Genomic DNA, 23,791 nt, shown 5'->3' on the forward strand with positions numbered 1-23,791 from the left:
ATTTGAAAGGAAGCGCAATGGCCCGTTTTGCCGTGATGACCATGACCGACGCCGCGGCCGAGCGCGTTCGCGCGATCACGGCGGCTCGCGAGGGCGAGGCGCTGGGCGTGCGCGTCGGCGTCAAAAAAGGCGGCTGCGCCGGTATGGAGTACACCGTCGAACTGGCCAAGGAGCAGGTGCCGCAGGACGACGTCGTCGAGAAGGACGGGGCGCGCGTTTTCGTCGCGCCCGAGGCGGTTCTCTTCCTGCTCGGCACGGAACTCGACTACGAGGACACGGTTCTGCGCTCGGGATTCGTCTTCAACAATCCGAACCAGACTTCGGCCTGCGGCTGCGGCGAGTCGGTGGAGCTGAAGAAGGCGGACCTCGCCGCGCGCGACGGCTTGCCCGCCTGAAGCGGCCAGCCGTGGACGAAGAGCTTCTCCTCGATCTTTTCGCGTCGCTTCCCGATGCCGACGTTCGGCGGATGTTCGGGGGGCAGGGGGTGTTTTGCGGCGGCCTGATGGTCGCCGTTGTCATTTCCGGCGAGCTTTACCTGAAGACCGACGCCGAGACGGAAGCCGCGTTCCAGGAAGCCGGGTCGCTGCAATGGACCTACGCGCGCAAGGATCGCGCGGCAGTGCGCATGTCGTTCTATCGCTTGCCCGATGCCGCTTTTGACGATCCTGACGAGATGGCGCTCTGGGCTCATCGAGCCCTGGATGCGGCGCGCAGAAGCGCGATCGCCAAACCGAAAAAAAGCAGACGCAAGGTCGCGGCCGCCCTCGACGACGAATAGCCTCGTGCGTCGCCCCCGACCGGCGTCAGGCGCCGGTGCCGATCAGCATGAAAGCCGGAATGTCGTCACCGAAGCCAACAGGTGACGGCTCGTCAGCCTGCTTCTTGCCGCGGGACTTATTGCGCCGGTCGTCGCCCTTGGTGTCCGAAGCGTGCCGCCGCGTTTCCTTCTGCGGAGCGGAGCGGGCCGTCTCTTCGCCAGTCTTGGCGTCCCTCGTCGCGACCTCGTCCGAAACCGACGATGGCTCTCGCGCTTCCTTGTTGTCAGAGCGACGGCCGCGCGAACGGCCACTGCCTGACCGCGATGACGACGATCGACGTTCGCGCGGTTCCAGTTCGTCCAACCCTTCCGGCCGCTGGTCCACCCACTCTATCGAATTGCCGAGCATGCGTTCGATGGCGTCGACATATTTCTTGTCGATCTTGCTGGCGAGCGAGAAGGCTTTGCCCGAGCGACCCGCACGTCCGGTGCGGCCGATGCGGTGGACATAGTCTTCCGCATGGGTCGGAATGTCATAGTTGAAGACGTGGCTGACGGCCGGGATGTCCAGTCCGCGAGCCGCCACGTCCGACGCGACGAGCAGCTGGATCTTGTTGTCGCGGAAGCCTGCCAGCATGGCCATGCGCGCACGCTGGTCCATGTCGCCGTGCAGTGCGCCGACCGAAAAGCCATGGCGCTCCAGCGAGCGGTACAACACCGAGATTTCGCGCTTGCGATTGCAGAAGATGATCGCGTTGGTGAGATCCGTCTGGTCGCGCAGGAGACGGCGCAGCCGGTCGCGCTTCGCCCAGTCTTCCTTGTGGGTGGCAACCAGCTTCTGCTCGACCGTCAGCGCGGCCGACGACTGCTTGGCCACCTCGATCCGCACCGGGTTCTGCAGGAACTGCTGCGTCAGACGGGTGATCTCGGGCGGCATGGTCGCGGAGAAGAACAGGGTCTGCCGGGTGAACGGAAGCAGCTTGCAGATGCGCTCGATGTCCGGGATGAAGCCCATGTCGAGCATGCGGTCCGCTTCGTCGATCACCAGGATCTCGACACCTGTCAGAAGCAACTTGCCGCGCTCGAAATGATCGAGCAACCGGCCGGGCGTGGCAATCAGGACGTCCACACCGCGATCGAGCTTGCGATCCTGCTCGTCAAACGACAGTCCTCCGATGAGCAGCGCAACCGTCAGCTTCTGATCCTTGCCCAGGACGCTGAAGGATTCTTCGACCTGAGCGGCCAGTTCGCGCGTCGGCTCGATGATGAGAGTGCGGGGCATTCGCGCGCGGGCGCGGCCCTTCTCCAGCATGGTGAGCATGGGCAGGACGAAGGACGCCGTCTTGCCGGTTCCGGTCTGCGCGATGCCGAGCACGTCACGGCGCTGCAGCGCGTGCGGAATGGCCTCGGCCTGGATCGGTGTGGGCTCGGTGTACCCGGCGGCCTCGACGGCGGAGAGAACCTTGTCGCTAAGGCCAAGTTCGGAAAAACGCATTCAGCTCGATTGTCTCTTGGGAGGCTGCTTGTGCGGCCAGTAGCACCGCATCTGCCTTGGCGATAGGGCGAAGAACAATTGAAGTCAACCGGATGACGGCCTCGAACGGCCGTTCCGCCAGTTCAGCGAAGATGATTGTTCGTGATCCTTTACGCCGCGTTGCAGGATGACAACAAGTCGATTGATGCGCACAAGATATTTGCGCCACCTTTGGCGCCGCGCGCACATCCCCGCGGGGACGCCATCTCCGTCAGTTGCTGGCCGGTCCGAACTCGTAGGGCGAGTCGGAGAAGAAATGGAGTTCGTAGGTTTCCGAAATTTCGGCATCCGAGGGGAGAATGTCGAAGAACAACGTCAGGCTGCCCTCCTGCCCCTCGGTCGGCTCGTCGGCGCGATATCCCAGAATGGCACCGTCGATCGCTGCGATTTCGGTGACTTCGGTGGTCGCCAGAAGAGAGAGGCCGCCCGCGGCGTCTTCAATCTTCTGGACGAAGAAGCGATAGCGGCCGGAATCGTCTGGCGACAGCGCCAGGATCGTGCGCCAGACGCCCTGATGATCGGCGTCGCTCCAGGGACCGACGATCTGCACGTCGTGCACGAGCGGTGACAGGTGCTCTGCCTCCGCTGCGACAGCGTCGGTGGTCGTGGCCTGATCCGCTTCGGCCGGCTTGCCAGCCAGCGTCGTCGGATCACTCTGCCTCGGTTCGGCATCTGGAGTGCCGGCATCCTCCGCGAGGCCCGGCACGGTCAAAACCATCGAGGCAGCAATCAGGCTCGCTGCCGCGAACAGAGCATGTTTGGACATCGTTCCGCCTTCCAGAGCCTGCGGGCGACGTTTCAAAAGGAGCTTTGAACTCGGTCGCAGACGGGCTCGGTCACCCTCGATGTCATGAGATATAGCCGACCTGTCTCGACAGTCCTACGGAATTTATTGACTTACGACATGCGTCTTGGCGTGCCGTCAGATCGGGCGCAGTCAATGGGGCCGGGGCCTCGGTCCGCGACCCCGGCCGGCGATCGGCACGGGTGATCGATGCCTCAGAAATGATACGCGACGTCGATAAAGCCGCCTACCCGTTCGATCTCGAAGTCGACTTTTTGGGCGTCGTATAAGCCGATGGGGAAGGCGCTTCGTTCGAAATGAAATTCACCGTCGTCTGTTTTCAGGTGCCAGTATCGCGCGCCGAGGCCCAGGGAAAAGCTTCCGGTTATAGCGTAGCTCAACTTCGCTTCCAGTTGATAGCCGTCGCCCTCTCCGTCGTAGTCCGTCGGCCCTATAAAGTCGCTGCCGATCTGCAGCACGTGAGTGTCCTCGCCTGACAGGTCGACGTAGGGGAGGTAGGCGGCGTTGGCCGTGAGGGTAAGCCGATCGGTGATGGCGACGTCTCCCGACAGGCCGACCCGCAACGCGTTCCAGTCGCCTTCATTGGAGATCACGCGAATGTTGGTGTCGATCGGGCCGCCGAAGGCACCGCAGATGAATGGATTGCCGGCCGTTTGAGTGCAGCCGTAGGCGTTTTCGCGTTCGTGCATATAGAAATAGCCGACGAAAGCGCCGAGATCGAAGCGCGGACGCCTGAGAAAATTGTAGCCGAGATCGACCTGCCCGTAGGTCAGACGGTTGTCTTCCAGATCGGAGTCGGTGGCCGAATAGGGCACGGTATAAGGCAGAAAGTCCTCGTCTTTCAAATTTCAAAGAACCATCGTCTGCCCAACCCAGTCCCAGAAAACCGTTCAGGTAGATGCCGCTTGAGTGCTCGATGTTGCCGAAGAGCTCGATCGAACTCGTCGTCATATCGTCATAGGTCAGCCGGGAGACCTCTTCATCGCCGCTCGCTGTGTAAAGGTCGTAGCGGGTGCGCGCGCTGCTGATGAAATAGCGCGTTCCGAAGCTGCCGCTGAAATCCGGCGTCTCGATCGTCGTCGGATCTGCCGCCGTCGCTGGCCCGGTCCCCGACATGGCCCAGAAGCCGATCGACGCGACGCTGAGCACGAGAACTTTCATCGAGGCTTGAAAATGCGCCATTGCGGCATTTCCCTATCGTTGGCCCGGCAAAAGATTGACGTGCGCCTCATGGAATCGTCAATATTGTTTCTTATTCGAAAGCGAATACATTCATGTTTAAATTCAGGTGTTGCTAAAAGATGACGCAAGGGAATGAAGGCTTGGTGTCTCGGCGAATGTCGGTTGGGCTTACTATAGTCGTTGCCGGCTTGCCTTTCGCTGGTGCGCAGATGGATGGGGGCATATTGAGCGTCACAGTCGTTTCGCCTTGCGCCAACGTCGAAGCTGCCATCCGACAGTCATCGGAGAAGCATTGGCTAGCGCAGTGCCAAGCTGCGGTTCAACGCGGCGGCGCCTCAAAAGTCGAGGCATCACGAATCTGTGGTGCTCAACTGAATGCGTGTAGGGACCACCCAGCGCCACAAAAAAAGCGCGGGGTGATTACGATGTAGAGCGGTCCGAAGGCGGCCGTCGTCCCGACCGCGTAGCCTCAGATGTCTATCGCCTCGTCTTCCGCGAACGCGGCACGCTCCTGAATGAAGCGGAAACGGGCCTCCGCCTTGTTGCCCATCAATGCATCCACGGCGCCCGCCGTGCCGCTTTCCGGCGCATCGTCAGCCACGACCCGAAGCAGCGTCCGCTTGCGAGGATCCATGGTGGTTTCTTTGAGCTGCGACGGCAGCATCTCGCCCAGACCCTTGAAGCGGCTGACTTCGACCTTGCCGCGACCACTGAACTCCTTCGCCATCAGGCGCTCCCGGTCGCGATCGTCGCGGGCATAGGCCGTCTTGCCGCCCTGGCTCAGCTTGTAGAGCGGTGGCACCGCAAGAAAGAGGTGGCCTTGCCGGATCATCTCCGGCATCTCGCGGTAGAAGAAGGTGATCAGCAGCGACGCGATGTGCGCGCCGTCGACGTCGGCGTCCGTCATGATGATGACGCGCTCGTAACGCAGATCTTCCTCGCGGTATTTCGACCGCGTGCCGCAGCCCAGCGCCTGGACAAGGTCGGCGATCTGCTGGTTCGCCCCCATCTTTTCACGTCCGGCACTGGCGACATTGAGGATCTTGCCGCGAAGAGGCAGGATCGCTTGGCGCATCCGGTCGCGTGCCTGTTTGGCGGAGCCGCCGGCCGAGTCGCCCTCGACGACGAACAGCTCAGCGCCGGCCGCGTCCTTCTGGCTGCAGTCTGCGAGCTTGCCGGGCAGGCGGACCTTGCGCGTCGCGGTCTTGCGCGCGACCTCCTTTTCCTGGCGCCGGCGCACCCGCTCCTCGGCGCGGTCGACCACCCAGTCGATCAGCCGGGCGGCGTCCTGCGGGGAGGAGGCGAGCCAGATGTCGAAGGAATCGCGCATGGCCGCTTCGACCATCCGCTGCGCCTCGACGGTCGCCAGGCGGTCCTTGGTCTGGCCGACGAACTCGGGCTCGCGGACGAAGACGGACAGCATTGCCGACGCCGTCAGCATGACGTCGTCGGCCGTGACGATGGCCGCCCGCTTGTTGCCAGAGACCTCAGCGAAAGCCTTGAGCCCCCGCGTCAGCACGGCGCGCAGGCCGTATTCGTGCGTGCCGCCCTCCGGCGTCGGAATGGTGTTGCAGTAGGAGTGGACGAAACCGTCGTCGGCCGTCCAACTCACCGCCCATTCCACCGCGCCGTGACCCGTGACCTTTTCGGTCCGGCCGGAGAAGATCTGCGCGGTGACGCGGCCGTCCTGGCCCAGCGTATCGTCGAGGAAATCCTTCAACCCACCAGGATAGTGGAACGTCGCCCGCGACGGCAGCTTGCTTGCCTCGCCGAGCAGCGCAGGATCGCAGGACCAGCGGATTTCGACGCCGCCGAAGAGATAGGCCTTGGACCGCGCCATCGAAAACAGCCGGGCCGGATCGAAGCGCGCCTGGGCGCCGAAAATCTGAGGGTCCGGCAGAAACCGGACGCGCGTGCCGCGACGGTTCTGCACCTCGCCGACTTCCTCGAGCGCCGACGTGGCGACGCCGCGCGCATAGGTCTGGCGGTAGAGCTTACGGTTGCGGGCGACCTCGACCTCGAGCCGCTCGGACAGGGCATTCACCACGGACACGCCGACGCCATGCAGGCCGCCCGACGTCTCGTAGACCTTGGAGTCGAACTTTCCGCCGGCGTGCAGCGTGGTCATGATGACCTCGAGCGCCGACTTGTTGCGATATTTGGGATGCGGGTCGATCGGGATGCCGCGGCCGTTGTCGGTGACCGAGAGAGAGCCGTCCGCCTCCAGCGCGACCTCAATGAAGTTGGCATGTCCGGCGACCGCCTCGTCCATCGCATTGTCGATGACCTCGGCGAAGAGATGATGCATCGCCTTGTCGTCGGTGCCGCCGATGTACATGCCGGGGCGCCGCCGGACGGGCTCCAGCCCCTCCAGCACTTCGATGTCAGCGGCCGTATACTCCGCGCCGTTGACCTGCGTCGTCGCCGGCGCTTCCACCGGTTTGGGGCGCGCAGGAGACCGGGGGGCGCGTACCCTGGCAGTCGCGCCGGAGAAGAGATCGTCGCTCATGAAATCAGCAGTGCCGCCTGAGTGCCTGGGAGGAACTGGAGAACGGATACCATGGATCGTGCGTATACTTTCACGAAATGTTCTTCAAGCGATCCATATCGAATCAGGGTGGTCTGGCCCTGGATTCACAGACTTTTCAACGATAAATGACCACAAACGGCCGGTGAGCGGGCGTCGCCACAAAACTCGCCCAAAGTCGTGGATCGAAGGGGACAGGTGATTCGGAAGCTTGCAACTGAGCGTCGGCGCGGTCGCACGGCCGCCGTCGGGACACTGGCCTTGATCTTCGCGACCGCGTCGAGCCTCGCCACTGCGGAGCCTTTGACGCTGCCCTCTTATAAGGACGCGCTGTTCGCCTATCCAGGACTGACCGCCTATCGAGACGACGGGCGCTATGTCGACGTCGACTATTCCGAAACGCGGGACATCGATCAGCGCGACGCCGTGCCGGAGCGCCGTGTCCGCCCGAATTATGTCAGCCGGATCGCCGCCGGCCTGAGCCATGAACAGACGCTGCCGACCGAGGCCGGGCCGTTGCCGGTGGCCACCGTGGGAGACACGGCCCATCCGCATGCCATCGTCGTCTTCATCCACGGCCGCGGCGGCGACCGCCGGCTGGGGATGAACGACTGGACCTTTGGCGGCAATTTCAACCGCCTGAAGAACCTGATGGTGAAGGCGGGAGGGCTCTATGTCACCGCCGACGCCGGCGCGTTCCAGCCGGACGACGCGGCCCGCATCCGCGGACTTCTGGAGCAGCTGGGGCGCAACAATCCCGGCACGCCGCTGGTGCTGGCCTGCGGCTCCATGGGCGGCGAACTGTGCTGGCAACTCGCTGGAGAGCCGTTCTTCGCACGCTCCGTAAACGGATTCGTCCTGCTGGGCGGCAACTCCAGTTTGGAGCGCTATCGGCGCATGCATTCGGCCGCCGGCACAACGACGATCCCGCTGGTCATGGCGCAGGGAACGGAGGATTCCGTCTATCCCTGGTCCCGCCAAAAAGCGGCGTTCGATGACATCCGCAAGGCCTATCCGCAGCAGCCCGTCCGGTTCGTCTCTTTCGACGGAGGCAGCCATGGCACGCCGATCCGCATGATCGACTGGCGCACCGCGCTGAACTGGATCTTCGCATCTATCCGGTAACCTGCGGGCGGCAGCCTGCAAAAACGCATCCCGAAACGCAGAAGGCCCCGCCGAAGCAGGGCCTTCCCGATGCAGTGGAAGCCGGACGGCTCAGACCGAGTAGTACATCTCGAACTCGACCGGATGCGGCGTCATCTCGAAGCGCAGCACCTCGGCCATCTTGAGCTCGACATAGGCATCGATCTGGTCGTCGTCGAAGACGCCGCCGGCCTTCAGGAAGTCACGGTCGGCATCGAGATGCTCGAGCGCCTCACGAAGCGAGCGGCAGACGGTCGGGATGTCCTTCAGCTCCTCCGGCGGCAGATCGTACAGATCCTTGTCCATGGCTTCGCCCGGGTGGATCTTGTTCTTGATGCCGTCGAGACCGGCCATCAGCATCGCCGCGAAGGCGAGGTACGGATTGGCGGTCGGATCGGGGAAGCGGACTTCCATGCGCTTGGACTTCGGCGACTGGCCGAAGGGGATGCGGCAGGACGCCGAACGGTTGCGCGCCGAGTAGGCGAGCAGCACCGGAGCCTCGAAGCCCGGAACCAGACGCTTGTAGGAGTTGGTCGACGGATTGGTGAAGGCGTTCAGCGCGCGAGCGTGCTTGATGATGCCGCCGATGTAGTAGAGGCAGGTCTCGGACAGGCCGGCGTACTCGTTGCCGGCGAAGACCGGCTTGCCGCCCTTCCAGATCGACTGATGCACGTGCATGCCCGAGCCGTTGTCGCCATAGACCGGCTTCGGCATGAAGGTCGCCGTCTTGCCGTAGGCGTTGGCCACCTGATGGATCACGTACTTGTAGATCTGCAGCTTGTCGGCGTTGCGGGTCAGGCTGTCGAACTTCATGCCGAGCTCGTGCTGAGCCGCAGCCACCTCGTGATGGTGCTTCTCGGTCTCGACGCCCATCTCGGCCATGACCGTCAGCATCTCGGAGCGGATGTCCTGAGCCGAATCGATCGGCGGCACCGGGAAATAGCCGCCCTTGACGCGCGGCCGGTGGCCGAGGTTGCCGGTCTCGTATTCGGCGTCGTCATTCATCGGCAGCTCGGTGGAATCGAGCTTGAAGCCGGTGTTGTAGGGGTCGGCCTTGTAGCGGACGTCGTCGAAGATGAAGAACTCGGCCTCGGGACCGAAGAAGGCGGTATCGCCGATGCCCGACTGGTTGAGATAGGCCTCGGCCTTCTTGGCGGTGCCGCGCGGATCGCGGTTGTAGCTCTCGCCCGAGATCGGATCGAGAATGTCGCAGACCACGGCCATGGTCGACTGCGCGAAGAAGGGATCCATATGGGCCGATTCCGGATCGGGCATCAGCACCATGTCGGACTCGTTGATCGCCTTCCAGCCGGCGATCGACGAACCGTCGAACATCACGCCTTCGGCGAATGCGTCTTCATCGACGACAGCGACGTCCATCGTGACGTGCTGCATTTTGCCCTTGGGATCGGTGAAACGGAGATCGACGAATTTGACGTCGTTGTCCTTGATTTGTTTCAGCACGTCGTTGGCCGTCGTCATAGCGGTCCTTTCTACTAAACGACAAAGTTACGAAAATGAGGAGGTGAAGTCCGTTCAGACAGCGTCTGTGCCGGTCTCGCCGGTGCGGATACGGATGGCTTCCTCGATGTTGGAGACGAAGATCTTGCCGTCACCGATGCGCCCGGTCTGAGCCGCCTTGCGGATCGCCTCGATGGCGCCGTCGACCGCCTCGTCCGCCAACACGATCTCGACCTTCACCTTGGGAAGGAAGTCGACAACGTATTCGGCGCCGCGATAGAGTTCGGTGTGCCCCTTCTGACGACCAAAGCCCTTGGCCTCGGTGACGGTGATACCCTGCAGCCCGACCTCCTGAAGGGCTTCCTTCACCTCGTCCAGCTTGAAAGGCTTGATGATGGCCTCGACCTTCTTCATCGACAATCCTTCTCGACGTCTTCTCCGCCCACGAGTCCCCGCCCGTCGCCCGAACGGATGCAGGAGCCGTGCCAACTATGGTCTCTGGCGAACCGCCGCGCCCGGCGCGGCTGTACCCCTTCAACCGATAGGCTTTTCGGCCCGAACGGGCAACCACCATCGCGATTCTGGCCGTTTGATCCCGCACTTTCCCGGTTTCTGTCCACTCCTATGACAAACGGACTATTCTGCCTGCTGAGCAGGCTGAATAATCCCGCGCCAACATGCACATGAAATGAGCACTTCATGGTTCGATCAACCGACGATCTTTGCCTGTTAATACCGGAAGAGATGGCTCTTGCCGACCAACTGGCGATCGCCGGGGGCGTTCCGGGGATCGTTTTGATGGAAAATGCCGGGCGTGCGGTCGCCGAAGCCGCAAGTTCGGCGTTTCCCGAGGCGCGCCGTATTGCCGCACTTGCGGGTCCCGGCAACAATGGCGGCGACGCCTATGTCGCGGCCCGCCATCTGCGAGCGGAGGGGCGCGACGTTACCATATTCGCTCTCGACCCGAATGCCGGGCTGAAGGGCGACGCCGCGGTGGCCGCAAGCGGTTGGGGCGGAGCGGTCCAAGACTTGCGCGACTTCGATGCTGATGCGTTCGATCTGGTGCTCGACGGGCTGTTCGGCGCGGGGCTGGCGCGGCCGGTGGAGGGCCGCGCCGCACAGGTGATCGAGGCCGTGAATCGCTCGCGCGCGCGCGTCGTCGCCATCGACCTGCCGTCCGGCGTCTCGGGCAAGAGCGGCGCCGTCATGGGCACGGCCTTCAAGGCGGACGTCACCGTGACCTTCTTTCGCAGGAAGCCGGGTCATCTGCTCCATCCTGGACGAGGGCTGTGCGGGCATACGATCCTGGCCGACATCGGCATCCCCGCGTCGGTTCTGCCGGAGATCGGCGCCGAGGCCTTCGCCAACGAGCCCGCGCTCTGGCCGGACGCCGTGGCCGCGCCGCAGACGACCGGCCACAAATATGGACGCGGCCATGCCGTGGTCTTTTCCGGCTCGGCCTCGAAGACGGGGGCGGCGCGGCTCGCCGCCGTTTCGGCACTGCGCGCGGGCGCCGGGCTGGTGACGATCTTCTCGCCGGCCTCGGCGATGCTGGTCAACGCCGGCGCCTTGACGGCGGTCATGCTCAAGCGCTGCGAGGATGGCGACGAACTCGGCGAACTCATCGCCGACGAACGGTTCAACGCCTTCGCCCTCGGGCCGGGGTTCGGCGTGGGCGAGAAGGCGCGGGTGTTCGTCGCCGCCATTCTGCGGGCAGGGCGCCATCTCGTGCTCGACGCCGACGGCATCACCTCCTTTGCCGACGACCCGGCGGCGCTGTTCTCGCTGGCGCGCGCATCCGGCGGCGGGTTGGTGCTGACGCCGCACGCCGGAGAGTTCAGGCGCCTCTTTCCGCAGATCGCCGACGACGAGGCGCTCTCCAAACTGGAGAAGGCGAGGGGTGCCGCCAGCGCATCCGGCGCGGTCGTCATTCTCAAGGGGGCCGATACGGTGATAGCGACGCCGGACGGTCGGGCGGCAATCAACGCGACCGGGACGCCGTGGCTGGCGACCGCCGGCACGGGAGACGTCCTCGCCGGCATCATCGCCGGTCTGCTGGCTCAGGGCGCCGAGCCGTTCGACGCGGCGGCCGCCGCCGTCTGGATGCACGGCAAGGCAGCCGAGTTGTTCGGCCCGGGGCTGATTTCGGAGGACTTGCCCGAAATGCTGCCGCAGGTGTGGGGGCTATTGGAGGAGAAGAGCAGGGCCTGACTCGATTGCGACGCCGGTCGCATTATCCCATCGGTGTCTCCTGCCGAGAGTCCTGCGGCGTGAGGCTATTCGGGTTGCCAGCTGCCGTCCTCGAGCCCGCTCAGAAGCAGCCCAGCATCAGGACCGAATGGACTGATGCCCCAACTCCGGATTTCTTCGAGCTTCCGGTGCGCCTCTTCGGGAAACAGGGCGAGCGTCGCTGTGGCTGCGTTGAGCTGCACCTGAATGTTCGGATGCTCGTAGTAATTGATGAGCAGCCGCCGTGCATCGCCCGGCCGGGACTTCAACTCAGCCTCGACGGCGAAGCGCTGGCGAATCGCGCGGTTGACCTTGGATTGCTCGAACGTCATCCAGGCCTGATCCTGCTCCACGCCCAACGCAACGAAGTGGGAGAGGAGTTGATCGAGAGTGGCAGCCTCCAAATCAAGCATTCTCATGGCTTGAGCACCCCATATTCGCGCATTGCATCGAGCCCCACCTCGAAGCGCACGTCCCAACTTTTGCCGCGAACATATTGCCTCGGGGTCGCCCCGCATCGAGCGCCGGCTTCCGCTCGACGATGTGATGGATATCAAGGCAGCCGGGCTCGCCTTCAGCAGGGCAAGCATTGCGCGCATGGCCGCGAGTTCGAGACGCAGTGCCGCGAGCCGATGCCGCGCAACGATCCGATCCTGTCGTGTTGGCCTCGCCCCTCCGATCATTCTCGCCTGCCCCGCCCGTTGCTCCATAGACGGAGTCTACGAGCGGGCGGAAAGGCGGGATAAAAAGGGGCCATCCCAGGGCCGATGCTGCAGCCAAAGACTTCTGCCTATGGCTGACCTTTCATGGCGGTGTCATAGAGCACAGCGGCCTTCACCATCGGGCGTGTCTCAAGGATCTCTACAAGCGATCGTTGCCGCCAATCCGTTGCCGGAAAGACTGTCATCAATGCTCCTGGCGTAAGGCCGGGATGACGTCGCGAGAGGCTTCCGAGGACGGCGCACCAGTTAGCGGGCGCGGCAAGGAAGGCGAGGCAAGGGCGTCAACCCGTGCCGAGCCGCTCCATCAGCGCCATGGCGCCCTGGGGCGCGCGCACCTTGCCCTCGTGGATGAAGTAGACGAACACGTCGCGCTTCTTTTTCGCCACGGCATGGTCCGCATCGCAAAGCGGAAGATCACCCGGCTGGCCGCCCTCGGCCCACAGCTTGGCGCGCTCCGCCCATTGGTCCAGCGCCTTCGGCGCATAGCAGGTCGGCGTGTCGTCCTCGCCCTTCTGCAGCCGCGCATAGACGAAATCGGCCGTCACGTCGGCGATCTCGGGATAGGTGTGGTGCTCGGCATAGACGATGGCGACGCCATATTTTCGTGCCAGCGCCACGAAGTCCGGCACTGCGAAGCTGTCGTGGCGCACCTCCACCGCATGGTGCAGCGCGAGACCATCCTGTTTGTCCGGCAGGAGCTTCAGGAAGCCTTCGAAATCCTCCGGGTCGAACTTCTTGGTCGGCGCGAACTGCCAGAGCAGGGGGCCGAGCTTCTCGCCCAGTTCGGTGATGCCCGAGGTGACGAAGCGCTGCATCGATTCGCCGGCTTCGGCGAGCACCCTGCGGTTGGTGACGAAGCGATTGCCCTTGAGCGCGAAGACGAAACCGTCCGGCACCTCCGAGGCCCATTTGGCGAAGGTCGCCGGCTTCTGGCTGGAATAGTAGGTGCCGTTCACCTCGATCGAGGCGAGCTTTGACCCGGCATATTCAAGCTGCCGCTTCTTTGGCAGGTCGTCCGGGTAGAACGTGCCTTCCCAGGGGGCGAAGGTCCAGCCGCCGATGCCGCTGCGAATGGTGCCACTGGCCATTTGATACCCTCCAACTTGAACTTAGCTAGAAATGATCGTATCTAGCTAACATGACCATCTTCAATATGCATCAGGCGAAGTCGGACCTCTCCAAGCTGGTCGCCAAGGCCGAGGCGGGCGAGGAGATCGTCATTGCGCGTCGGGGCAAACCGGCGGTCAAGCTCATCCCGCTCAACGAGACGGCCCAGCCGAAGAAGCGGCGCGAACCGGGCACGCTGGCGCATTTGCAGCCGATCCCCGATGCGCTGTTCTTCGATCCGATGCCGGAGGAGGAGCTGCGGGCCTGGGAAGACGGCGACGAGCCCGACATTCGATCGTGAGGCTGCTGCTCGACACCCATGCGCTGTCATGGTGGCTTTTCGGCAGCCGGCGGCTCCCGCATCGGGTCTCGCAGCTGATCGCCGGCGATGCCGAAAAGGTCTTCGTCAGCGCTGTCTCGGCATTCGAACTGGCCACGAAATATCGCATTGGCAAATGGCCCGAAGCACGGCCTCTCGTCGAGGGTTTCGATGCGCTTGTTGGCGCGCAGGATTTCGAGATTCTTCCGATCACCGTGCGCCACAGCTTACGCGCCGGCCTTCTGGCGGGAGACCATCGAGACCCCTTCGATCGATTGCTGGCGGCCCAGGCGAGCCTGGAAGGCCTGGATCTAGTATCGGTCGACCATGTGTTCGGGAACCTCGGCATCGTCCCTCTCTGGGAGTGATGAGCGCTACTCCGCCGCCTCGGTCTTCATCTCGATCCGCCGTTCCAGGATGTCCTTGAGGAAGCGGCCGGTCCAGGACCGCTTTTCCTTGACGATCGCCTCCGGCGTTCCGGTGGCGACGATCTGGCCGCCGCCGTCGCCGCCTTCCGGGCCGATGTCGATCAGCCAGTCGGCGGTCTTGATGACCTCCAGATTGTGCTCGATCACCACCACCGTGTTGCCCTTGTCGACGAGCCCGTGCAGCACCTCCAGCAGCTTGGCGACGTCGTGGAAATGCAGGCCGGTGGTCGGCTCGTCGAGGATGTAGAGCGTGCGGCCGGTCGCCTTGCGCGACAGCTCCTTGGCGAGCTTGACGCGTTGCGCCTCGCCGCCCGAGAGTGTGGTGGCCTGCTGGCCGACCTTGACGTAGCCGAGGCCGACCTCCTTGAGCATGGCCAGCTTGTCGCGCACCGCCGGCACCGCGGCGAAGAACTCGACGCCTTCCTCCACCGTCATGTCGAGCACATCGGCGATCGACTTCTCCTTGAACGTCACCTCCAGCGTCTCGCGATTGTAGCGCTTGCCGTGGCAGACATCGCAGGTGACGTAGACATCGGGCAGGAAGTGCATCTCGATCTTGATGACGCCGTCGCCCTGGCAGGCCTCGCAGCGCCCGCCCTTCACGTTGAAGGAGAAGCGGCCTGGCTGATAGCCCCGCGCCTTGGCCTCCGGTAAGCCGGCGAACCAGTCGCGGATCGGTGTGAAGGCGCCCGTATAGGTGGCCGGGTTGGAGCGCGGCGTGCGGCCGATGGGCGACTGGTCGATGTCGATCACCTTGTCCAGGTGTTCGAGGCCCTCGATGCGGTCGTGCTCGGCCGGAATGTCGCGGGCGTTGGAGATGCGCCGCGCCGCCGCCTTGAACAGCGTCTCGATAAGGAAGGTGGACTTGCCGCCGCCCGACACGCCGGTGACGCAGGAGAACAGCCCGAGCGGAATCTCGGCCGAGACGTTCTTGAGGTTGTTGCCGCGCGCGCCGACGACCTTGAGCGCCTTGCCCTTCTTGGGCTTGCGCCGGTTTTCCGGCACCGGGATGCCGAGCGCGCCGGAGAGATACCGGCCGGTCAGCGATTTCGGATGCGCCATGATCTCGGCGGGTGTGCCCGAGGCGATGACCTCGCCGCCGTGGATGCCGGCGGCCGGACCGATGTCGACGACGTAGTCTGCGGTGCGGATCGCGTCCTCGTCGTGCTCGACGACGATCACTGTGTTGCCGATGTCGCGCAGGTGCTTCAGCGTTTCGAGCAGGCGCTCGTTGTCGCGCTGGTGCAGGCCGATCGACGGCTCGTCGAGCACGTAGAGCACGCCGGTCAAGCCCGAGCCGATCTGCGAGGCCAGGCGGATACGCTGGCTCTCGCCGCCCGACAGCGTGCCGGACGATCGCGACAGGGTGAGATAGTCGAGGCCGACATCGTTCAAGAAGCGCAGACGCTCGCGGATCTCCTTCAGGATGCGCGCGGCGATCTCGTTCTGCTTGGCATTGAGCTTTTCGGGCAGCGCCGCAAACCAGTCGTTGGCGGCGCGGATCGACAACTGCGTGACTTCGCCCACGTGGCACCCGGCGATCTTCACCGCGAGCGCCTCCGGCTTCAGGCGATAGCCGTTGCAGGCCGGGCAGGGCGTCTCCGACATGTAGCGATCGATCTCTTCGCGCACCCAGGCCGAATCCGTCTCCTTCCAACGACGCGCCAGATTGGGCACCACCCCCTCGAAGGTCTTGGTGGTCGAATAGGAGCGCAGGCCGTCATTGTACTTGAATTCGATCTTCTCCCGGCCCGTGCCGTTGAGGATCGCGTTCTGCGCTTCCGCCGACAGATCGCACCAGCGATCGGTCTGCTTGAAGCCGAAGCGTTTGCCGAGCGCGTCCAGCGTCTGGCCGTAATAGGGCGAGGAGGACTTGGCCCAGGGCGCGATGGCGCCGGCCTTCAGCGTCCTGTTGTCCTCCGGCACCACGAGCGCCGGATCGATCGCCTGCTGGAAGCCGAGCCCGTCGCAGGTCGGGCAGGCGCCGAACGGATTGTTGAAGGAAAACAGGCGCGGCTCGATTTCAGGGATGGTGAAACCCGATACCGGACAGGCAAACTTCTCGGAGAAGATGATTTGAACCGGCTTGCCGTTCTCGTCCTGGCCGTCGGCCAGTTCCGCCACCGCCAGGCCGTCCGCCAGTCCCAACGCCGTTTCAAGGGAGTCGGCCAGACGCGCGCCGAGGTCCGGACGCACCACGATGCGGTCGACCACCACCTCGATATCGTGCTTCAGCTTCTTGTCGAGCGAAGGCGCGTCGGCGATGTCGTAGAACTCGCCGTCGATGCGCACGCGCTGGAAGCCCTTTTTCTGGAGCTCCGCCAGTTCCTTGCGATACTCGCCCTTGCGGCCACGCACGATCGGCGCCAGCAGATAGAGCCGGGCACCCTCGTCGAGCGCCAGCACCCGGTCGACCATCTGGCTGACGGTCTGGCTTTCGATCGGCAGGCCGGTCGCCGGAGAATAAGGCACGCCCACGCGCGCGAAGAGCAGACGCAGATAGTCGTAGATCTCCGTGACGGTACCGACCGTCGAACGCGGGTTCTTCGACGTCGTCTTCTGTTCGATGGAGATCGCCGGAGACAGCCCGTCGATCTGGTCGACGTCCGGCTTCTGCATCATCTCCAGGAATTGCCGGGCATAGGCCGACAGGCTCTCGACATAGCGCCGCTGGCCTTCCGCATAAATCGTGTCGAAGGCGAGCGACGACTTGCCCGAGCCGGACAAGCCGGTCATGACGATCAGCCGGTCGCGCGGAAGGTCGAGATCGACATTCTTCAAATTGTGCTCGCGCGCGCCGCGAATGGAGATCTGCTTCAGTTCCGCCATGGCCTGCCAGAAAATAACGATGAGGGGCGCTGCCGCCGGGATTTCGCGGCCGGTCCGATGCCATAGATAACGATCCGTTCGCCGATTGGGAGGGGGCCGCGAAGCGAAACGGACTCATCAACGGCTCTTGCGTGGTAGGGAACATAATGCGAACATGATGGCGCCGCAATGCCCAAACGGCGCCTGTGGAAATCTCGCCGAACGACGCCTCGCCTTTGTTCGGCGGGCGCCATTGCTCTATGGTGGGCGCGACCGGGCGGATCGCCCGCAAAGGATAAGTTGGAGTGTGACCGAATGGCTGGCAGCGTGAACAAGGTGATCCTGGTCGGAAATCTGGGGGCCGATCCGGAAATCCGCCGGCTGAACTCCGGCGACATGGTGGTGAACATGCGCATCGCCACCTCCGAAACCTGGCGCGACCGCCAGTCCGGCGAGCGCCGCGAGCGCACCGAGTGGCACAACGTGGTGATCTTCAACGAAAACCTCGCCAAGGTGGCCGAGCAGTTCCTGAAGAAGGGCTCGAAGGTCTATGTCGAGGGCCAGCTGCAGACCCGCTCCTGGGACGACCAGTCCGGCCAGAAGCGCTACACGACCGAGGTGGTGCTGCAGCGCTTCCGCGGCGAACTCCAGATGCTCGACGCTCGCGGCGAAGGCGGCGGCTCGGGTGGCGGAGGCGGAGGCGGAAACTACTCCCGCGGCGGGAGCGGCGGCGGCGGGTATGATCGCCAGGACGATCGCGGTGGCGGTGGCTATGGCGGCGGGGGCGGCGGTGGCTCGTCGCACGACCTCGACGACGAAATTCCGTTCTGAGCCGGGCCTCGTGATGGAAGACAACAGGCTGGGGGCTGTCTTGCGCTTAACGACGTTCTCCATCGCGCTTTTGGCGGCCTCGACCGCGATCTCCGCTCCTGATGCGCTCGCCCAAGAGGCCTCCGATGCGCCGATGATCGCGGTGATGTCGGCGTTCGAGCCGGAATGGCAGAGCCTCAAGGCAGCCGTTCAAGACCCGCAGGAAGAGACCATCAACGGCAACCTCTTCGTCACCGGCACGCTGGAGGGGCAGGACGTGGTCCTGTTTCTTTCCGGCGTCTCGATGGTCAACGCGGCGATGACGACGCAACTCGCGCTCGACCATTTCGACGTCTCCTCGATCGTCTTTTCGGGCATCGCCGGCGGCGTCGATCCGGAGCTCTCGATCGGCGACGTCGTCGTCGCGGACCGGTGGGCCGAGTATCTGGAGGCCGTCTTCGCCCGCGAGACCGCGGACGGCTACGAACTGCCGAGCTATGCCGAGGAGATCTTTCAGAACTACGGGATGATGTTCCCGCAGAAGGTCGGCGTCTTCGCCGACGGCCATGACGGGCTGGAAGAACGCTTCTGGTTCCCCGTCGACGGGAAGCTGCTGGACGTCGCCCGCCAAGTGGCTGGCTCGGTCGAACTCGAGGATTGCAACGCCGACAAGGCCTGCCTGACGCAGGCGCCGAAGATCGTCGTCGGCGGCAACGGCGTGTCGGGCATGGCCTTCGTCGACAATGCCGATTTCCGCCAATACGTGTCCGACACGTTCAGCGCCAAGGTGCTCGACATGGAAAGCGCCGCGGTGGCCCACGTCGCCTATGCCAACGGCGTGCCCTTCATCGCCTTCCGCAGCCTGTCGGATCTTGCCGGCGGCGGCGAGGGCGAAAACGAGATGGGCACCTTCTTCAGCCTGGCGTCGGAAAATTCGGCGCGGGTGGTCCGCGCCTTCCTCGCGGCAATGTAGCAGGGATCGGCGGCGCTACGGCCGCCGATCCCGGCTCTCGTCAGGTGCGGATTTCCTGCCGCTGAAACGAGACGTAGGCGATGGTGTAGACAAGCATCATCGCCGCCACGAGGCCGGAGAGTTGCGGCCAGATCAGCAGCGCGCTCTGCCCGAAGGGCAGCGGCGAACCCATCAGCGCCCCCTGCAACTGGTTCAGGAAGACGATCCCGAGCGAGCGCGTCGACGGGTCGAGGAGCGCTGTGGTGATCTCGCCGTAGAGCGTGTTCGGCGAAATCCGGGCGATCGCCTGCTGAGTCTCCACCAGATGCAGCGTCGCGACCGGATCGAACGGATCGGCCGGTACGACGATGCTCGCCACCAGCGGCGCCAGCATGCCCCAGAAGATCGAGAACAGAAGCCAGAGCGTCAAAGCGGCGAGGGCCGAGGTCGCCGGTGCCCGGAAGACCGTGGAAAACAGCACGGCCACGGCCAGCCAGACGCCGGCGTAGATGAGCGAGGCGAACAGGAAGGCAATCCCCCGCAGGATCTCCTCGCCGGACGGCGGCAGCCCCAATGTCAGGATGCCCATGCCGGTGACGAGCAGCCACAGCGTGACGAGACAGATCGCGATGACGAGCAACCCGCCGAGGAATTTTCCGGCGAGCAGTGCATCGCGATAGATCGGTTGCGACAGGATGCGGCTCATCGTTCGCCGGCTGTATTCGCCGTTCACCGCGTCGAAGCCCAAGGCGATGCCGACCAGGGGCAGCAGGAAGCCCAGGAAGGACACGAACGAGGGCAGGGGCTCCTTGGCCGTGGTGAAGAGGTGCAGGAAGAGGAACGAATCCTGGCTGACCATATCCTTGATCTGCCCGATCGCGCCGTAGATCGAGCCGATCGCCGTCAGGATGACGAGCAGCATGACGAGATGCATGCGCGCGCTCGTCATGTGGTCGGCCGCCTCCTTCAGGGCGACCGTGGAAAGCCCCGTAAAGGGCGAGCCTTCACGCTGCATGATCCACCTGTTCAAAGTAGTTGGCATAGACTTCGTCGAGGCTCGAGCGGCTCATGGAGAGCTGCTTGAGATTGCCGCCCGCCGCGACCACGGCTCTTGCCAGATCGCCGCGAAGGTCGCGGCTCGCGTCGATATGCACGAGGCCGGACGGCAGCGCCGCGGCGCGCGTAAAGCCGGGAATGGCGGCTGCCGCCTGCGCCACGTCGCAGCCTTCGGCCTCGACCTCCACAACATAGGCGCCGCCGAGAACCTGGCTGGCCAGGTCCGGGACACGACCGACCAGCCCGACCCGGCCGCGATGGAACAGCGCGACGCGCGTACAGATCGCCTGCACCATGGTCAGCAGATGCGAGGAGAGCACGATCGTCATGCCCTCGCGCGACAGCCGGCCGATCAGATCGAGCAGCTCCTGCGTCGATTGCGGGTCCAGCCCCGACGTCGGCTCGTCGAGAATGGCCACCTCGCAGCCCTTGACCAGAAGCTCGGCGATGCCGAGCCGCTGTCGCATGCCGTGCGAGTAGGTCGAGACCCGGCGTCCGGCCACGTCGGCAAGGCGCACGCGATGCAGTGCCTCGTCGATGCGGCCAGCCGCTTCGGCACGGGGGATGCCGGCGAGCCGCGCCGTGTAGGCCAGGTTCTCCTCCGCCGACATGGTGTCGTAGAAGCCGACCGAGTCCGGCAGATAGCCGACCCGACGCTTGACCTTGAGCGGTTCGCGCAAGGGATCGAAGCCGAGCACGCGAACCTGCCCCGCCGAGGGCTCAGTGAGGCCGAGGAGCAGCAGGATGGTGGTGGTCTTGCCGGCACCGTTCGGGCCGAGCAGGCCGAACACCTCACCGCGCTCGATGGTGAGATCCAGCGCGTCGACCGCGACGACGCGGCCGTAGCGCTTGGTGAGGCCCTTGGCCTCGATGACTGGCGCGCTCATCGCCGGCCATACCGGGTGACGGAGAAGCCGAGGACGACGACGGCCGCGGCAATCACGCCGAGCCCACCGATGCCCCACAGCGTCGAGGTGGTCACGCTCACGCGGAAGTCGGCGCTATCGGATGTCCCGTCGCCGGAGGCGCGCATCGTCACCATGTAGTCGCCTGCGATCGCCTTGTCCGACGGGGTCACATGCGCCACGACCTGCTGGTTCTGCTCGGGCGCGAGCGCATCGATGGTGGCCGGATCGAACGCGACCGTCCAGCCGGACGGCGCGCTGGCCGAGAGCTTCACCGCCTTGGCCGGGGCCGTGCCGCTGTTGCTCACAGTGAAATTGAACGTCGCTTCCTGGCCCGCCTCGGCCTTTCCCGAGAGCCGGCCGTCCGGCCCGGTTAGAGACACGGTGGGCTGTCCGGTGATGTCGAGGGCGAGTTGCGCCTGGCCCTGGATGTCCCCGTTGGCGGCCGCGACCGCGACCGGATATTGGCCGGCGTTGACGGTCTTAGGCGGCGTGACGGAGAGCTTGACCGCCTTGTTCTCGCCGGCCTTGATCGGCAGGCTCGTCAGTTCCTGGCTGCCGTATTGCTCCTTGAAGGTCGCTTCGAATCCCGGCGGGGTCTGAGCCAGGAGGTTGAAGGTGGCGTCCTCGGCGCTCGAATTGGTGATGGTGAGGTCGAAATCGAAGTTCGAGCGCGGCGTGCCGACGAGTGCGGGAAGCTTCGGCTCGACCTTGACCTCGGCGGGTTCGGCCTCGGCCAGCGTCATCTTGACCGGCAGCGTCAGGGTCTGGCCGGCATCGGTTTTCGCACTGACGGTGAAGGCGTAGCTTCCCGGCTTGGCGGTTTTGGGTTCCGTCAGCTTGAGGTCCAGCGAGCGGCTGTCGTCCGGGCCGACCATCGCGGCCATCACCGGCTTGCCTGCTCCGTCGATTTCCCACGACCAACCGTCGGGCAAACCCGCGACTGCAAACTCCACCCGCGCTGGCGGCATTCCGGCGTCGGTCAGCGTTAGCGGGATCCGAACAGCGTCGCCGATGCGCTCGGTCAACTCCGGAAAATCGGTCGTCAGCCAGAGGCCGATCGGCTTGGTGGGACTCTCCTGAGCAAAGCTCGTTTGGGCAAACAGGACCATCCCCGCGGCGAGGGTCGCCGCGGGCAAAAGCGGAACGCGGATCATGCGGATCACTCCCGACTGATTTGCAAGATGCTGGAAGCGGTCCTGGCAGAATGGGCGGGGCCGCCTCGATGACGGTGTAAGGTTTTGCGACGACCGTGACCAAAATCCGGCACAAAAAGGCCGCCGCGGATTAAATCTTGGTCATATTCGGGCCGAAGTCAGGCGACCGAGGCGGCTCTGATGAGGAGGACGGGGGCCGGCTAAGGGCCGAGCGACATCAGTCCAAGTTAGCCTCGGCCAGTTCCATCCGCCGATGCGCCTCGCGCGACTGCACTTCGATATAGAGCCGCCGGATGATCGGAAACTTGGCCTTTACCTCGGCTTCGAGCTCGCTCACTGCCGCCTCGACGTCCTGCGAGAGCACGTTGTCCCTGAAATCGCAGCTGGCGGTCAGCAGAACGTCGTTCGGCCCGAGGTGCAAGGTCCGCAACTCGTTGATGGCAATGATCTCGGCATGGCGCTCCATGGCCCGGCGCACGGCGGTCTCGATCTTGTTGGAGGCCGCCTCGCCGATGATCAGTCCCTTGACCTCGATCGCCAGGAAAGTGGCCGTCGCGGCGAGCAGGATGCCGATCAGGATCGAGCCGATCGGGTCGAAGACGGGATTGCCCGTCGCCCAGGACAGGCCGACGCACACCGCCGCGATCAGCACGCCGACGCAGGCCGCGCTGTCTTCGAACAGGACCACGAAGACCGACGGATCTTTCAGGTCGCGGAAATCGGCGATCAGTCCTTCGCCATTCCGACGCTTCTGGAACTCGCGGAACGCGACGCTCCACGAATAGCCTTCGAAACAGAAGGCAAGGCCGAGAACGACCAGCGCGACGATCGGCGCCTCGATGGCCGACGGCTCCTCGGTCAACAAGCCTTCGACGCCCTCGAACACCGAAAACCCTGCACCTAGCCCGAAGATGAGGATCGCCACGATGAAGGCCCAGAAGTACACTTCCACGCCATAGCCGAACGGGTGGCGGGCGTTGGCGGGCTTCTTCGCCCGATGAAGTCCGAGCAGCAGAAAACCCTCGTTCGCGGTGTCGATGAAGGAGTGGATGCCCTCCGCGAGCATCGAGGACGAGCCGGTGAACAACGCCGCGATCAGCTTGGTGATGGCGATCCCCACATTGGAGGCGATCGCGGCATAGATCGTCTTGCTGCTGCCGCCATCGTGTCGCCGGGAGCGCGCCATTCAGGTCTCCGATCTGTTCGAGTCTACGTCGGATCGTTTTGCAGGAATGCGATGAGGCCGTCGTTGGTTCGCATCAGCTCCTTGGCGCCGTCGGCCACGAACTGGACGGCGAGGGCGGCCAGCACGACCCCGAGGAGGCGGGAGATCACGGCTCGGCTGGTCGGTCCGAGCAGGCGTTCGACCGTGTGGGCAAGCGCCAGGACAGCAAAGGACAAGGCAAGGGCCGCGGCGATGACGAGGATGAGCCCCAATTGGCCCGCGAGGCTCGGCAACGCACCGGCCAGGAGAATCACCGCCGCGATCGCCCCCGGGCCGGCCATCAGCGGGATGGCGAGCGGAAAGGCCGCAATGTCGTGCTCCGGGTCGTCGACGGCTTCCTCCGCGCTCTTTTGTTTGCGCTCGCCCCGTTTCTCGAACACCAGTTCGAAGGCGATCCAGAACAGGAACACGCCGCCGGCTACGCGGAAGGCGCCGAGCGTGATGCCGAGCGCCTCGAGCACGGTCAGACCAGCCACGGCGAACACCGACAGGATGATGCCGGCGATCAATGAGGCCCGCAATGCGATGGCGCGCCGGTGAGCCGCCCGTACGCCGGGCGTCAACGCCAGGAAGACCGGCACCAATCCGAGCGGGTCGATGATGACGAACAGCGTCACGAAGCCGTTGACGAGGAGGTGCAACATCCGGCTGCGTTAGAACGGCC

22 protein-coding genes are annotated in these 23,791 nt (G+C 64.4%); 8 read left to right on the forward strand and 14 right to left on the reverse strand.

Annotation, left to right across the window (positions count from 1 at the left end; all coding sequences use genetic code 11):
• The first annotated feature begins 17 nt into the window (after positions 1 to 17).
• Both sufA and SMD10_RS11795 read left to right on the forward strand, forming a co-directional pair.
• Positions 18 to 395, forward strand: a complete 378-nt coding sequence (sufA, locus tag SMD10_RS11790; protein WP_331685888.1) for a Fe-S cluster assembly scaffold SufA — start codon at positions 18 to 20, stop codon at positions 393 to 395.
• An 11-nt stretch (positions 396 to 406) separates the two neighbouring features.
• Positions 407 to 778 carry a TfoX/Sxy family protein gene (locus SMD10_RS11795; RefSeq protein WP_331685889.1) on the forward strand — a complete coding sequence of 124 codons (372 nt, stop codon included), beginning with the start codon at positions 407 to 409 and terminating at the stop codon, positions 776 to 778.
• A gap of 25 nt (positions 779 to 803) precedes the next feature.
• Here SMD10_RS11795 and SMD10_RS11800 read toward each other — a convergent pair whose 3' ends face one another.
• The 4 genes from SMD10_RS11800 to parE form a co-directional block, all read right to left on the reverse strand.
• Positions 804 to 2,252: a DEAD/DEAH box helicase gene (locus SMD10_RS11800; protein WP_331685890.1), complete on the reverse strand. Its 1,449-nt coding sequence runs from the start codon at positions 2,250 to 2,252 to the stop codon at positions 804 to 806.
• A gap of 250 nt (positions 2,253 to 2,502) precedes the next feature.
• Complete coding sequence (locus tag SMD10_RS11805; protein WP_331685891.1) at positions 2,503 to 3,057, reverse strand: hypothetical protein; 555 nt, start codon at positions 3,055 to 3,057, stop codon at positions 2,503 to 2,505.
• A gap of 233 nt (positions 3,058 to 3,290) precedes the next feature.
• Positions 3,291 to 3,941, reverse strand: a complete 651-nt coding sequence (locus SMD10_RS11810) for a hypothetical protein (protein WP_331685892.1) — start codon at positions 3,939 to 3,941, stop codon at positions 3,291 to 3,293.
• Positions 3,942 to 4,747: 806 nt separating this feature from the next.
• A complete protein-coding gene (parE, locus tag SMD10_RS11815; protein WP_331685893.1) occupies positions 4,748 to 6,787 on the reverse strand; it encodes a DNA topoisomerase IV subunit B in 2,040 nt (679 codons plus the stop codon).
• Between the two features lie 279 nt (positions 6,788 to 7,066).
• On the opposite strand from parE, the gene SMD10_RS11820 reads away from it, so the two are divergent.
• On the forward strand, positions 7,067 to 7,930 hold the full coding sequence (locus SMD10_RS11820) for an alpha/beta hydrolase family protein (protein ID WP_331685894.1): 864 nt from the start codon (positions 7,067 to 7,069) through the stop codon (positions 7,928 to 7,930).
• 90 nt (positions 7,931 to 8,020) lie between these two features.
• Here SMD10_RS11820 and glnA read toward each other — a convergent pair whose 3' ends face one another.
• Positions 8,021 to 9,430, reverse strand: coding sequence for a type I glutamate--ammonia ligase (gene glnA / locus SMD10_RS11825; RefSeq protein WP_331685895.1), 1,410 nt, complete (start codon positions 9,428 to 9,430; stop codon positions 8,021 to 8,023).
• A gap of 54 nt (positions 9,431 to 9,484) precedes the next feature.
• Positions 9,485 to 9,823: a P-II family nitrogen regulator gene (locus tag SMD10_RS11830; protein ID WP_331685896.1), complete on the reverse strand. Its 339-nt coding sequence runs from the start codon at positions 9,821 to 9,823 to the stop codon at positions 9,485 to 9,487.
• A gap of 285 nt (positions 9,824 to 10,108) precedes the next feature.
• Between SMD10_RS11830 and SMD10_RS11835 the strand changes: the two genes are divergently transcribed.
• Positions 10,109 to 11,620: an NAD(P)H-hydrate dehydratase gene (locus SMD10_RS11835; protein WP_331685897.1), complete on the forward strand. Its 1,512-nt coding sequence runs from the start codon at positions 10,109 to 10,111 to the stop codon at positions 11,618 to 11,620.
• 65 nt (positions 11,621 to 11,685) lie between these two features.
• Here the strand turns inward: SMD10_RS11835 and SMD10_RS11840 are convergent, their stop codons facing one another.
• Positions 11,686 to 12,051, reverse strand: a complete 366-nt coding sequence (locus SMD10_RS11840; RefSeq protein WP_331685898.1) for a DUF2019 domain-containing protein — start codon at positions 12,049 to 12,051, stop codon at positions 11,686 to 11,688.
• A gap of 590 nt (positions 12,052 to 12,641) precedes the next feature.
• On the reverse strand, positions 12,642 to 13,448 hold the full coding sequence (locus SMD10_RS11845) for a DUF72 domain-containing protein (protein ID WP_331685899.1): 807 nt from the start codon (positions 13,446 to 13,448) through the stop codon (positions 12,642 to 12,644).
• A gap of 50 nt (positions 13,449 to 13,498) precedes the next feature.
• Here SMD10_RS11845 and SMD10_RS11850 point away from each other — a divergent pair, with 50 nt between their 5' ends.
• On the forward strand, positions 13,499 to 13,768 hold the full coding sequence (locus tag SMD10_RS11850; protein ID WP_331685900.1) for a type II toxin-antitoxin system Phd/YefM family antitoxin: 270 nt from the start codon (positions 13,499 to 13,501) through the stop codon (positions 13,766 to 13,768).
• Positions 13,765 to 14,154: a type II toxin-antitoxin system VapC family toxin gene (locus tag SMD10_RS11855; protein WP_331685901.1), complete on the forward strand. Its 390-nt coding sequence runs from the start codon at positions 13,765 to 13,767 to the stop codon at positions 14,152 to 14,154. The genes SMD10_RS11850 and SMD10_RS11855 overlap by 4 nt, the downstream gene beginning before the upstream one ends.
• 6 nt (positions 14,155 to 14,160) lie before the next feature.
• Here SMD10_RS11855 and uvrA read toward each other — a convergent pair whose 3' ends face one another.
• A complete protein-coding gene (gene uvrA / locus SMD10_RS11860; RefSeq protein ID WP_331685902.1) occupies positions 14,161 to 17,043 on the reverse strand; it encodes an excinuclease ABC subunit UvrA in 2,883 nt (960 codons plus the stop codon).
• Positions 17,044 to 17,337: 294 nt separating this feature from the next.
• On the opposite strand from uvrA, the gene ssb reads away from it, so the two are divergent.
• Both ssb and SMD10_RS11870 read left to right on the forward strand, forming a co-directional pair.
• A complete protein-coding gene (ssb, locus tag SMD10_RS11865) occupies positions 17,338 to 17,853 on the forward strand; it encodes a single-stranded DNA-binding protein (RefSeq protein ID WP_331685903.1) in 516 nt (171 codons plus the stop codon).
• Positions 17,854 to 17,893: 40 nt separating this feature from the next.
• Positions 17,894 to 18,805: a 5'-methylthioadenosine/S-adenosylhomocysteine nucleosidase gene (locus tag SMD10_RS11870; protein ID WP_331685904.1), complete on the forward strand. Its 912-nt coding sequence runs from the start codon at positions 17,894 to 17,896 to the stop codon at positions 18,803 to 18,805.
• Between the two features lie 40 nt (positions 18,806 to 18,845).
• Here SMD10_RS11870 and SMD10_RS11875 read toward each other — a convergent pair whose 3' ends face one another.
• The 5 genes from SMD10_RS11875 to SMD10_RS11895 form a co-directional block, all read right to left on the reverse strand.
• A complete protein-coding gene (locus tag SMD10_RS11875) occupies positions 18,846 to 19,799 on the reverse strand; it encodes an ABC transporter permease (RefSeq protein ID WP_331685905.1) in 954 nt (317 codons plus the stop codon).
• A complete protein-coding gene (locus SMD10_RS11880; protein ID WP_331685906.1) occupies positions 19,789 to 20,727 on the reverse strand; it encodes an ABC transporter ATP-binding protein in 939 nt (312 codons plus the stop codon). The genes SMD10_RS11875 and SMD10_RS11880 overlap by 11 nt, the downstream gene beginning before the upstream one ends.
• Positions 20,724 to 21,902, reverse strand: coding sequence for an NEW3 domain-containing protein (locus SMD10_RS11885; RefSeq protein ID WP_331685908.1), 1,179 nt, complete (start codon positions 21,900 to 21,902; stop codon positions 20,724 to 20,726). Before SMD10_RS11885 ends, SMD10_RS11880 begins: the two co-directional genes overlap by 4 nt.
• 217 nt (positions 21,903 to 22,119) lie before the next feature.
• Positions 22,120 to 23,088, reverse strand: coding sequence for a cation diffusion facilitator family transporter (locus SMD10_RS11890; protein ID WP_331685910.1), 969 nt, complete (start codon positions 23,086 to 23,088; stop codon positions 22,120 to 22,122).
• A 23-nt stretch (positions 23,089 to 23,111) separates the two neighbouring features.
• A complete protein-coding gene (locus tag SMD10_RS11895) occupies positions 23,112 to 23,771 on the reverse strand; it encodes a MarC family protein (protein WP_331685911.1) in 660 nt (219 codons plus the stop codon).
• Positions 23,772 to 23,791: the final 20 nt, after the last annotated feature.

Source organism: Consotaella aegiceratis (assembly GCF_036541425.1).
GTDB classification, from domain to species: Bacteria; Pseudomonadota; Alphaproteobacteria; order Rhizobiales; family Rhizobiaceae; genus Consotaella; species Consotaella aegiceratis.